Raw genomic sequence first — 12,801 nt, forward strand, 5'->3', positions numbered from 1 at the left:
CATGTGCGGCCTCTAGGGCCACTTTCATTTTAAATTCTGCCGTATATTGATTGTACTTTCCCATAGTTGCTATCCTTTCTGCGTTTAGTTTATCAGAAAGTTGCGCGATTTGGGGTGTCTAAATTTCGGGGTCCATTATACATTATAGACTTCACCATGTGATACAATTATCAGCGGCTTTTTTTCATAATTATTTTCTATAACCTGCAAAATAGCTGTAGCTATTCTCTTGTCAAAAACTTCTAATTTCTCAGCATCCTTAGGTAATAAATCCTCAAAACGGACACGGACACGTAAACAATTCTTCATTAACGATGTGTTTATTTTGAGCTGTATCTCGTTAATTTAAGCAAAGTTAGAAGAAGGTTAACTATTAATATTGCTTAAATATAAGCTTAATCATATCCTAACATTTGAAAACACCTACAAACCATTCAGAATAGGGTTTAGGTCGTTTCGAGTGAAAGTAATTTAGGAGAATATCATGTCGGCACCAATATCAATTCAACAGTCCAGACAAACAAACCAACACCAGCATGTTGAAGAACAAAGCAACATCTCTAACACCCTTAGTTGGATGGGAAGAAAAGTTGTTAACATAGCCTGCAGTACTGTAGGAGTTATAGGTAAAATCGCGATTCCTGCTATTCTTATGGTTGCAATGTCCTCTGTACCGGGAGCAGAAGCAGGCCCTCTTACTTATACAGCTTGTGTTAGCGCCTGCTCAGCCTCTGTTTTTTTAGCTCCGGCATGTCCATTTCTTTGTGCACCTGCATTAGGACCCTATTGCCCATAAATAAATTTTAAATAGTAAGAGGAATTTCTACTGATAGGAATTCCTCTGAGAAACTAAAGCATTGAAAAAATCGTTTACGTTATTACATTATCTGTATAAACTGAGGTGATATTAGGAGAACTTGAAATGATAAAGATTTGTCATACTGCTTTATTTTATACCCCCCTTCTTGTTTTGAATCTTATTTTAAATAGTGCACATGCGGAAGAAAATGGGTTTAACAATAACCATATAGTCACAGAAGAGAGCTGGCTTACCTACCATCTAAAAGAAAAAGACGTTCCTCAATGGGCTATAGACTATATTTTGGCATTGGATTCAAAAATTCAAGATTCTAGTACAAGGACATACTTCAGAAGATTTGTTGCAGATCCAGGAAATCGATTTGACAGCATAACTAAGTTTATTGAATACTTATCTCTTGCAGGCTATCCAGAAGCTATTATTTCAGATAAACAAAATAGTTCTCTTGTATTGCCAGAAGCGGTTTACAAAGCAGTTTATTTTGCAATTACTTATACCATCATGGACGGATTACCAGATGGGCCTCTGCAGCGATCTGATTCATCGAACACAGCGCAATCAACTACTCAAGCATCCTCAGTTACTCATTAAGCCTCTTTGCGTAATCACTCTATGTCATTTGCTATTTGTTTAAATTCTTGTGAGATCCAGCTGTCAAGAAGTGCGCTAGAAGATCAGTGTAAAATGCTTACTAGCAAGAAGAAAAAAGATCCTGATACTTGTGTTTGGAAAGGCACAAATATTCCATATGTCTCAAATGAGACAATTGAATTCATCAAACAATTAGTTCCTCAAGTTGAAAAGAAAAAAAATAAAAGCCTATATTCTTTGTTTTACAAAGCCTTAAAAACCTATTCTGAGCTAGATCCCAAAAATACCTATCTACAGCTTCCACAAGGCGTTGTAACAGATAAACTCCTTTTAAAAAGGACTTTGACCCTGCAAAATATGGAAAGCTTATCTCCTACTGATCTTGGAGAGATCCTTTCAAAATTTTCAAATATACGAAATATTAATGCAGCTAATTGTAAATGGCTTACAGATAACCACTTAAAAGTGATTTCTTGTTTTCCTATTACAGGTCTTAGCTTTCACAAATGCCCTCAAATATCTGACAAGAGCCTAGAGTGTTTTAAGGATATGCCTATTATCTCTTTATCTCTTGCTTATTGTAGCCGAATTACAGATAAAGGACTTTTCTTTTTACAAAATATGCAGCTACAACGCCTTGATTTAACATTTTGCTATGCAATCACAAATAAGGGTCTTTTTTATTTACGCAACAAACCATTTACGCATCTTATTTTAAAGTTTTTGCCATGCATAACTGATGATGGCTTTTTCTGCTTAAATACCAATGAAATTAAAATTTTAAATATACGTAAATGCCATAAACTAACTGATAAAACGTTTGAAAAATTAAAGGACTCTCCCCTTCATGATCTAGAATTTTCCAAGTCTGATTTAATTACAAAAAATAGCTATAAACATATTGCTGACAATCTTTTGCGCGTTATAGATCCGGCAAGTCATCTTTGCAAAGACGGATATCTTTATTTCTCAAGGCTTTCTTCTTGTTCTATATCTTTATTTAAACTTATTCTAGCCGCGTTTCCAAATATTTTAAAATTTGATTTTACAGACTGTGAATGGCTTACTGATGAATACCTCGAAGATTTAAAAGATCTTTCTGTTGAAGTACTTATACTGATAAATTGCATAAACATTAAGGGCGAAGCCTTTGCTTTCTTTAAAAATACTCCTCTTAAAATACTCTCACTAGATGGATGTATACAGCTCTCCAAATCTATTTTTCTGCAAATAAATATAAATTCCCTGCGCATGCTCTCTCTTGAAAGATGCAATCAGTTTATTGATGAAGACCTCGAATTCTTACAACAAACAACTCAATTAGAATTCATCAGCCTCCTTGGGTGTACACAAGTTAGCGATAAAACTCTTTCTTATTTCCACGCCCATACAAGCCTTGAATCTGCTGATTTTTCTGGTTGTAACATCACTGATAAAGGCCTTGCAAATATAGTAAATTCACCCCTTTATTCTCTCAGTATAGTCGAGTGCATACGTGTAAAAGGAACCTTTTTAAAAGATCTTCGAAAAGAACATCTTAAAAGTCTTTCTTTGGATAATTGTAGATTAATTGATGATCAAGCTCTTCAAAATTTATCTGAAATGGAATTAGAACAGCTTTACTTGCCAGGATGTGATAGCGTTACAACGGTAGGATTATTATCATTAAATGTTAACTTTCTTCAACGTATATCCCTGGATTGGTGTAATGGCATTGATGGACAAGCACTTGATCATCTTAAAGAAGCTAAAAATTTGATGTACTTATCGTTAAGCAATCTTAATTTTCTTAATGATAACCATCTTAGGGTTGTTGAAAATTTTTCATCGCTTGAATGGCTTAGGCTAAATGACTGCCATCAAGTTAAAGGTGAATTCTTCAAACTTCTTCCAAAAAGTCTTCAATACCTATCTATAAATTGCTGTAGTGGCATTGATAAGTCTAATATTGCAAATTTACAAGAGCTTCAACTAGAAACGCTTTGCATTAAGGGTTGTACACAGTTAACAGACGAGTGCATAGAGAGCCTCAAATTCGTGCCACTAAGGCATTTTTTATGCAGTGAATCTGGTATCACGCAAAAAACAAAAATTTTGCTAAATAAAACTTATGGAATAATTACAGAGTGACTATTATACACAAACAAGTTCAAGAATTGTTTGTGTATAGACTCTTGTGTATTTTCTAAGTAAAGCTAATTATACAAGAAGTCTATTCCTTTACCTTTAAAACAATTTTTCCAGTTACTTTTCCAAGTTGAAGCTCTTCTTGAGCCATTTTAGCTTCTCTTAAAGGCCTTTCCTGAACAAGAGGAGGCCTTAACCTTCCTTGTTCAATAAGCCCTGCAATCTCTTTAAGCTCTTTTCCATTGGGAGCCACAAATACATAGAAAGCTTCAATCTCGTATTCCTCTGCAGTTTTTTTGTCAACGTGCTCTAAAATACTTACTAACCTGCCACCCGATTTGATGACATGTAAACTCTGCTCACATGTGTCACTGCCCACACAATCAAAAACGACATCAACACCATTTTTTTCATGACTTTTAACTACTTCTACAAAGCTTTCATCCGTATAATCGATAACAACATCTGCGCCTAAACTCTTTACATATTCATGCTTATGCTTACTTGCTGTTGTATATACTTTTGCTCCTGCATACTTTGCAAGCTGAATAGCAACAGATCCAACACCTCCAGAGCCTGCGTGAATCAATATGCTCTCTCCTCTTTTGAGCTTTGCAGCATCAAAAAGAGATTGCCAGGCAGTAAGTGTGATAAGTGGAATTGCAGAGCTTTCTGCAAAAGAGATATTTTTTGGCTTTATAGCAACGTCTTTAGCATCAAAACAAACATACTCTGCGTAAGTTCCAAATTGCGCAACGGGCTTTCTTGTATAGGCAAAGACGCTATCACCTACTTTTAACTCTTTGACATCCCTTCCAACTTGAGTAATTTTTCCAGCAACATCCCATCCTAAGATGAGGGGAAATTTATGAGGAAGTCTCTCTTTTAATAAGCCTTCTCTGATCTTCCAATCAACGGGGTTAACACCTGCATAAAATACTTCAATTTGAACTTCCTGTTCATTAGGAGTGGGTATTTCGACATCTTTTAATTTAAGTTGTTCAGCTCCACCAAACTCTTCAATGACAATTGCTCTCATGATATTTCTCCCACGTTTTCAAAAAAAGGAATGTGGCAGAGTATCTTGTTAATTGCAATATTTTTTAAATATGCCTAGTAGCTCGTTGTAGATGAATACGCTCAACCCTTTCAGAATTGCAAATACAATAAGGGAAAAGGTTATAGGTATGACAATTGCAGAGAGAATATGGTGTACACGACTCATTATTTTACGAATAGTTGTTTGAGCGTCTACTTCTGGGTCTGCTTTTATCACAACGACTTTTGGAAAGGCTGTAGATAAACAAGCATGCGCCACAATACCTGGTTGTTTTTGTGGAACAAAGATACGATAAAGCTTCCAATCAGGCGCAAGTCTGCCCCCTGCAAGGGGAACTGCATCTCCATGATTCCAGTAGCTACGTACCTCAGGTCTTTTTTCAAGACCATTGCAGTTATTTTTATAAATTTGAATAGTTCTAGGTAAAGGAGTTGGAGATCCAAAGACACACACTTCGCTTATTTTTTCTGGTTGGTGTGCTACAGCCTGCAAAGCAAGAGCTCCACCAAGACTTTGGCCATAAACCTTAATTCTTTTTTGAAATTCATTTGAAGTATTATTAATCCAAGATTGAATCTTTTGCTTTGCATATGCATAGATTCTACCACCCACATTATCACCCGGGATAACGTCTGATAATAATGCAAACAACGCTCCATTGGCTGTTGGCTGCGGCGTTCCTCTAAAAATCAATAAAGGATCTGCTTTGCTTGCGTATGTAATTGGCTTTAAACCAAGAGCTGGAATAGCTCCACCAAAAAATGAAGGCGTAAGTTCTATAACCTCTATGTAATAAGTAACAAGAACCCATTTCTCCTCTATTTTTTGTGGTACATCTATTGTTGTACCAGCCTCTGGCTCCACAAAGGGAAGAAGTGCAAGCACATTATTAATAAACATTGTAATCAATATCTCTTGCTTTCGAGATACTCCCGCTTGAAGAGATTTGTACTGGCTAGAGAGCAAAGATTGCAGTGCTTCCTTAAAACCTTCCATCATTTTATTATTTCTTACAAAAAATATAGCTTTTAATAATTCCCAGGAAAGGGCAGAAGAAGAAAAAGGAGCTCCTAACAGTAGTTTAATCATGTTAGATACATCAGCATTAAGCGAGCTTGAAAAATCTAAAGACAAATCAAAGCTTGAATCCATAGATCCCGCAGTAACAATTGTATCATTTATCTTTTCTAAAACCCTTTTTGCAACGGCTTTTGTTTTTAGTGAACTTACATCTGTTTTGCACTCAACTAAAAGCTGAGAGAAAATAGAATCGATCGCATACTTTTCTGTCTCAAGATAACGCAAGCCAAATTGATCTTGTAAAACCAATTCAATTTTTTCTTTAATTAATTCAGAAACTCTTTTTAAAACGTCTGGGTGCTCATGAGTTATAGTAATGACACTATTCTCTGTAAAATCAAAAGATAACGCTTTTTCCAAATGCGTTAAAGACATTAGACTATGAGAAATTGCTTCCGTCATTATTTACCCACTATTTAAATTATTATCTACAATGATTCTATCAAAATATTATTAATACAATATTAAGCCAAAGACTCTCTAATTTTTGAAATAGGAATAAGGGGTGCATCTGCTCGAATACCTTCACATTCCTTTGCAAGAGCATTCCATTCTTCTCTAGAGGTTAAATTTTGTTGCCACCAAGGAAATGTCCTGCATTGCTTAGGTCTTACCGGGTAAATAGTACATTTTTTCTCTTTTAAGAAGACGCAATCATAAGATTCTCCCCTCTTTTTTTCTATGAGTGCAAGTTTACCATTCACTTTTCTTACAAATTTTTGAGAAAATTCTTGTAAAGAAATCTTTAAATAATCGGCCATTTCAGCAAGTTCCTCTTCCAAAACCCATACATAACCAGGCGCCCCTGTACAGCATTTGCCACATTCCGTGCATTTAAAGTTAAGACCCTCTTTATACCAAGGATCTCTGTTTTCATCTAACATCCTCTGTCCTCAAAATTTTGTAGGGATTATAGCATTGATTGTAATTATATTTCACCTTATGTATACACAAACAGGTTCAAGAATTGTTTGTGTATATTACACAAACAACGTAAAAAGTTGATTAGGCATTAATGGAATACATTTTAGAAATTATTTTAGGATTATTTATAGCAGTAGTAGCACTTGGTCTTGCGGCAAAAAAGCTAAATATTCCCTATCCCATTGCTCTTGTTATTGGAGGCCTTCTTCTAAGTTTTATTCCAGGAATTCCAACTGTTGAATTAGACCCTGACCTTATATTTTTAACCATTTTACCACCTATACTATTTTCTGGAGGCTATTTTACATCTGTTGGAGCATTTAGAAGTAATATAGGACCTATATCCCTTCTTGCAATAGGACTTGTCATTATTACAACTCTTGCTGTTGCAATCTTTACACACTATCTAGATGGACTTCCTTGGGCTGCAGCCTTTTTACTTGGAGCTATTATCTCACCTCCCGACGCAATTGCAGCAACCGCAATCACACAGAGGCTAAAAGTTCCACATCAACTTGTAACTATTTTGGATGGAGAAAGCCTTGTCAATGATGCAAGCGCTCTTGTTATCTATAGACTTGCTCTTGTAGCCCTTGTTACGGGCTCTTTTTCTCTTTTTGGAGCTGGCATTGAATTTATAACTGTTTGTATTGGCGGCATTGCGTTTGGTCTTGCGTTTGGATATGTAGCTGCAAAGATTATTAAGCAAATCACAGATCCCTACCTTTGCATTACAATATCTCTTCTTCTTCCCTACCTAAGTTATCTTTCGGCAGATGGATTTCATATGTCCGGAGTTCTTGCGGCAGTAACTTCTGGCCTCTATCTTGGTTGGCAACTTCCTCTCATTATAGCACCTATCATCCGTTTAGAAACTGCTGCGGTCTGGAAAATGGTTGTTTTTTTGCTTAACGGTGTTGTTTTTATACTGATTGGTCTGCAATTACCCCTAATCATTGATAGCCTAAAAGCATATAGTGTTAAAGAGCTTGTGATCTACTCTGTAGGGTTAAATGTAATTGTCATTTTAGTGCGCCTGCTTTGGGTTTATTTTTCCATCTATTTACCAGTCTCTTTAAATAAATCATGGAAATTAAAAAATCCTCATTTGGGCTGGAAAAGCACACTGATTATTGGCTGGTGTGGCATGCGAGGTATTGTTTCACTTGCAGCGGCGCTTGCACTGCCCATCATCGTTAACAAATCCTCTTTTCCAGAAAGAAATATCATTATCTTTTTAACATTTACCGTTATTTTCACATCTCTTGTTTTACAAGGCTTGACACTTCCCTTTCTAATCAGAAAATTAAAGATTTGCAATGGATCTGACGAACTTATTGAAGAGGCTAAAATTCGTATGAGGACTTCACAAGCAGCTATCAAAAGGCTTGCACAGTTTTCTGAAGAGTTAGATCTTGGAGAGGAATTACTTACACAACTTCAAAATAAGTATCAAGATAAAATCCAGTGGGCAAATACGGTTATCAACAACACATTAGATCCTAAAACAGAAAAAATTCTAGCCCACTCCAAACGTATTCAACTAGAACTCTTAAACACAGAAAGAGAAAAGATTGTGCACTTGCGAAATCAGGGTCTAATCAGTGGTGAAGTTGCAAGGCGCATCCTCAATGACATAGACTTTGAGTCCGCAAGACTACATTCAACATCTACATAAATATACACACATCGTTAATGAAGAATTGTGTATATAGATTAGGCGACAGTTACATTGCCAGAAAGATAGACATCTTGGATGGTATTTAAAAGCTGCACCCCATCTTTCATTGGCTTTTGGAAAGCTTTTCTTCCTGAAATCAACCCTATACCGCCTGCCCTTTTATTAATAACAGCTGTTGTAACAGCATCTTGCAAATCATTCTTTCCAGAGGCGCCACCTGAATTAATCAGGCCCATTCTTCCCATATAACCATTAATTACTTGATAGCGCGTTAGGTCAATAGGGTGATCCGAAGATAGCTCTGTATACATTTTTTCGCTATATTTACCAAACTTAAGAGCTTTAAATCCCCCATTTACAGTAGGCAACTTTTGTTTCAAAATATCTGCTTCAATAGTTGCTCCAAGATGATTTGCTTGCCCTGTTAGGTCCGCTGCAGTATGGTAATCCATATCTCCTTGTTTAAAAGCAGGATTTCTCAAATAACACCATAATATTGTAGCCATACCCAGCTCATGAGCATGTGCAAATGCGTTAGAAACTTCTATGATCTGCCGATCACTTTCATCTGATCCAAAATAAATGGTTGCACCAACAGCTGCGCAGCCCATATCATAGGCCTGTTCAACAGATGCAAAAAAGATTTGATCGTATTTGTTAGGGTAAGAGAGAAGTTCGTTATGATTTAGCTTTAATACAAGAGGAATTTTATGTGCATATTTTCTTGCAACACTTCCTAGTACTCCCAATGTTGTTGCAACGGCATTGCATCCACCCTCTATGGCTAAGCGAATAATATTTTCTGGGTCAAAATAGATAGGATTGGGTGAAAAAGATGCTCCTGCAGAATGCTCTATTCCCTGGTCTACTGGCAAAATGGAAAGGTATCCAGTTCCAGAGAGACGTCCATGATTAAAAATGCTTTGTAAATTTCTGAGTACACGAATGTTTCTATTGGAAATAGAAAAAATGCGATCTACCCAGTCACTTCCTGGTACGTGCAATTGCTCTTTTGGTAGAGATTTACTTTTGTAAGCCAAAAGATACTCTGCTTGGTCCCCTAATATTTTTTGTATCTCTTCATAAGAATTCATAGTGCAACGCCCCTAAAACAGTAAAAATTTATGTCTATTTTCCGCATACTAACAAAAGTTTTAAGATTACTGCAAGAAATAGCTTGATTTAGGATGAAGTTGACTGCTAAGGCACGAAACTTCTGCACTAACAACTACTTCACTTATTACATCCCTATGTAACTGGCTTTCAACATCCCCTGCATGATCAACAGCGTCATTCAGCGTTTTTAATGTGTAATATTTTTTCATAAAATGCGCACTAATTCCAATTTAATTATAAAAATCAAGCTTAATCGCATGCATAATAACTCTTTAGAAAAATATCCTTTCTGATTTAGGATGTGTATAACGGATTTTAAAAGAAGTAGTTCGATGGTAGACAAAGATAAAGAAGAAGAATATTCATGGGAGATGGCAACCCATCTTGCAGCATTAGCTGGTGTGATAGGAGTTCCCTTTGGCAATATTTTAGGACCACTTTTTGTGTGGTTGATCAAAAAAGATCAATTTGAATCTGTAAACATTCATGGAAAGGAATCTCTGAATTTTCAAATCAGCATGACAATTTATCTATTACTTTCAGCTTTGCTTCTTTTTTTTATTGTTGGCTTTTTTTTAGTCGCAGCGATTATCATCATCGACATCGTTTTTATTATAAAAGCAGCTGCAAAGGCAAGTAATGGGGAACTATACCGCTATCCTTGCACTATTCGTTTTCTTAAATAATTTTCAAAGGTAACTATGAAAGCAACAATCGTCACTAAAAAAGGTAATATTCATTTAGAGCTTTTCGAAAAAGACGCACCTAATACTGTAAAAAACTTTATAACTCTTGCCAAGAAAAACTTTTATGATGGACTCTCTTTTCATCGCGTAATTCCTGGTTTTGTAATTCAAGGAGGCTGTCCTAAGGGCAATGGAACAGGCGGTCCTGGGCATACGATCAAATGCGAGATTAATAGTCAAAAGCACCTTCCAGGAACACTCTCTATGGCACATGCTGGCAAAGATACTGGTGGCAGCCAGTTTTTTATTACGCATGTCTCAACACCTCATCTGGATGGCGTCCATACTGTATTTGGAAGAACAAAAGACATGGATGTTGTAAATGCAATTGTTCAAGGTGATAAAATAGAAAAAATTATCATCGAATGACACACCTTACACAAAATGCGCTTGAAAGTATCGTAGGATATATAGAGCGCATTACCTTTCACAGCAGCGAAAATGGCTTTACTGTTGCTCGTCTAAAAGAGCCTAAAAAATCAGACTTAACAACCATTGTAGGCTCGCTGCCAGCATTGCAGCCAGGAGAGACTGTACGCCTTCTTGGGATATGGAAATTCAATTCTCAGCATGGCATGCAATTTGATGTGCGCGAATGCCATATGCAAGCTCCTGCTGATCTGCATGGAATTCAAAAGTATTTAGAATCAGGCCTTATTAAAGGCATTGGCCCTGTATTTGCAACACGTATTGTCAACACATTTGGCCTAAACACACTCGATATCATCGATAAGTCACCAGATGCCCTTTTAACAGTACAGGGAATTGGTGATAAAAAGCTTGAGCGCATCAAAACTTGTTGGGGTGCACAGAAATCAATTCGCGAGGTCATGATTTTCTTACAACAGTATGGTGTAAGCCCAAGTTTTGCACAAAAAATCTACAAAACATATGGAGATCAGGCTCTAGAGAAGGTCAAAGAAAACCCTTACCGAATGGCACAAGACATTCATGGAATTGGTTTTAAATCAGCAGACACAATAGCTCAAAAGATGGGCTTTGACAAGACAAGTGACAGGCGTATTCAAGCAGGAATTGAATTTGTCCTCCAAGACCTTGCAACAGAGGGACATGTCTGCTATCCAGAAGAAAGTCTCATTTTGAAAGCCGAAGAAATTTTAGAAGTGCCCTCGCAGTGCATTTTACAAGAAATCAGTGCTTTACAAACTCAAACAAGAATTGTTCGAGAACTATTTGACAACATACCTTTTGTTTGGCTAAAAATGTATTATATTTGTGAACAAGGCATTGGCCGAGAGATCAAACGCTTACTCTATGCAAAAAGTACACTGCGCTCAATTGATGAAAAAAAGGCGATTCCTTGGGTTCAACAAACACTTCAAATAGAACTTGCAACAGAACAAGCAAAAGCTGTAGCTCTCTGTTTACAAGATAAATTCCATATCATTACAGGTGGTCCTGGAACTGGAAAGAGTACGATTACAAAAGCGATCCTTACCATTTTAGATAAGGTTACAAGTCGTATTCTTCTTGCAGCTCCCACTGGAAGGGCTGCAAAGCGCATGTCAGAGATTACAAAAAAAGAGGCAAAAACATTGCATGCTCTACTCGAATGGTCTTTTACAAAAAATGGCTTTAAAAGATCCCATGAAATGCCCTTAGAGTGCGATTTGATCATCATAGATGAATCGAGCATGATCGATACTTTTTTGATGTATAGCTTACTTAAAGCTATACCAGACCATGCACGAGTGATTTTTCTTGGCGATATCAATCAATTACCAAGTGTAGGTGCTGGAAATGTATTAAAGGACTTGATTGCTTCCAAAAAAATCCCTGTAACAACACTTAATGAAATTTTTAGACAAGCCAAAGGCTCTAAAATCATTACCAATGCTCACCTTATCAACGAGGGTAAGTTCCCGGACATTTACACAAGTGCAAATTCCGACTTTTTTTTCATGAAAAGAGAAGAACCAGAAGAAATTTTAAATACAATTGTAGAGCTAGTTACAAAGCGCTTAACAAAAAGGTATAGATTTGATCCCTTTGATGATATTCAAGTACTAGTTCCTATGAAACGAGGCCCTATCGGTACAGAGCGTTTAAACATTGTATTACAAGAAGTATTAAATCCAAGTAACACTCCCCTCTTTGCCTCTGGAAGACGTTTTCATCTCCACGACAAAGTCATGCAAATTCGCAATAACTATAACAAAAATGTTTATAACGGAGATGTTGGCCGCATTACTGGTATTGACACATCAGAACAAGAAGTAATCCTCTCTTTTGATGGAAGAAAAGTAGTTTATGAATTTAGTGAGCTTGATGAATTAGTTTTGGCTTATGCTGTATCCATTCATAAATATCAAGGAAGTGAAAGCCCTTGCGTAATCATTCCTGTTCACACGACACATTTTGTTTTACTGAACAGAAATCTCATTTATACAGGTGTGACAAGAGGCAAAAAACTTGTAGTGCTCGTAGGCACTGCAAAAGCCCTTCACATTGCTGTTAACAATGATGAAGTAAAGAGTCGCTATACAGGATTAATTAGACTTCTTGCATAATTAGCTTTGCTTAGAAAAATTGAAATTTTTTGAGTAGATTTATTGATAAATTTTTCAAGCATATGTGAGCATATGGTTGAAAAATTTAACGATAAAGATGTCAAAAAAGACAATTTTAACAAGCA

The 12,801-nt window shown here is 36.4% G+C and carries 11 protein-coding genes; 7 read left to right on the plus strand and 4 right to left on the minus strand.

Going from position 1 to position 12,801, the window contains the following annotated elements; genetic code table 11:
• Positions 1 to 484: 484 nt before the first annotated feature.
• From P4L16_04920 to P4L16_04930, 3 genes are all read left to right on the plus strand, one after another.
• Positions 485 to 796: a hypothetical protein gene (locus P4L16_04920; protein ID MDR3624464.1), complete on the plus strand. Its 312-nt coding sequence runs from the start codon at positions 485 to 487 to the stop codon at positions 794 to 796.
• 126 nt (positions 797 to 922) lie between these two features.
• On the plus strand, positions 923 to 1,411 hold the full coding sequence (locus tag P4L16_04925; GenBank protein MDR3624465.1) for a hypothetical protein: 489 nt from the start codon (positions 923 to 925) through the stop codon (positions 1,409 to 1,411).
• 21 nt (positions 1,412 to 1,432) lie between these two features.
• Complete coding sequence (locus P4L16_04930; protein ID MDR3624466.1) at positions 1,433 to 3,541, plus strand: hypothetical protein; 2,109 nt, start codon at positions 1,433 to 1,435, stop codon at positions 3,539 to 3,541.
• A gap of 82 nt (positions 3,542 to 3,623) precedes the next feature.
• On the opposite strand, the gene P4L16_04935 is transcribed toward P4L16_04930, so the two are convergent.
• From P4L16_04935 to P4L16_04945, 3 genes are all read right to left on the minus strand, one after another.
• A complete protein-coding gene (locus tag P4L16_04935; protein ID MDR3624467.1) occupies positions 3,624 to 4,577 on the minus strand; it encodes an NADP-dependent oxidoreductase in 954 nt (317 codons plus the stop codon).
• A gap of 48 nt (positions 4,578 to 4,625) precedes the next feature.
• Entirely contained in the window at positions 4,626 to 6,080 is a 1,455-nt protein-coding gene (locus P4L16_04940; GenBank protein ID MDR3624468.1) for a hypothetical protein, read from the minus strand.
• A 62-nt stretch (positions 6,081 to 6,142) separates the two neighbouring features.
• Entirely contained in the window at positions 6,143 to 6,562 is a 420-nt protein-coding gene (locus P4L16_04945; protein ID MDR3624469.1) for a YkgJ family cysteine cluster protein, read from the minus strand.
• A gap of 131 nt (positions 6,563 to 6,693) precedes the next feature.
• Between P4L16_04945 and P4L16_04950 the strand changes: the two genes are divergently transcribed.
• Entirely contained in the window at positions 6,694 to 8,280 is a 1,587-nt protein-coding gene (locus P4L16_04950; GenBank protein ID MDR3624470.1) for a Na+/H+ antiporter, read from the plus strand.
• A 38-nt stretch (positions 8,281 to 8,318) separates the two neighbouring features.
• Here P4L16_04950 and P4L16_04955 read toward each other — a convergent pair whose 3' ends face one another.
• The gene (locus P4L16_04955; GenBank protein ID MDR3624471.1) at positions 8,319 to 9,377 is read right to left on the minus strand and encodes a class I fructose-bisphosphate aldolase; all 1,059 of its coding nucleotides are present in this window, start codon (positions 9,375 to 9,377) and stop codon (positions 8,319 to 8,321) included.
• Positions 9,378 to 9,731: 354 nt separating this feature from the next.
• Between P4L16_04955 and P4L16_04960 the strand changes: the two genes are divergently transcribed.
• Genes P4L16_04960 through P4L16_04970 form a run of 3 tightly spaced genes read left to right on the plus strand, consistent with a single transcriptional unit; the run spans position 9,732 to position 12,676 of the window.
• Positions 9,732 to 10,085, plus strand: coding sequence for a DUF4870 domain-containing protein (locus P4L16_04960; protein ID MDR3624472.1), 354 nt, complete (start codon positions 9,732 to 9,734; stop codon positions 10,083 to 10,085).
• A gap of 15 nt (positions 10,086 to 10,100) precedes the next feature.
• On the plus strand, positions 10,101 to 10,514 hold the full coding sequence (locus P4L16_04965; GenBank protein MDR3624473.1) for a peptidylprolyl isomerase: 414 nt from the start codon (positions 10,101 to 10,103) through the stop codon (positions 10,512 to 10,514).
• Entirely contained in the window at positions 10,511 to 12,676 is a 2,166-nt protein-coding gene (locus tag P4L16_04970; protein ID MDR3624474.1) for an ATP-dependent RecD-like DNA helicase, read from the plus strand. The genes P4L16_04965 and P4L16_04970 overlap by 4 nt, the downstream gene beginning before the upstream one ends.
• Positions 12,677 to 12,801: the final 125 nt, after the last annotated feature.

The sequence above is a fragment of the Chlamydiales bacterium genome (assembly GCA_031292375.1).
GTDB lineage: Bacteria > Chlamydiota > Chlamydiia > Chlamydiales > VFKH01 > JARLHF01.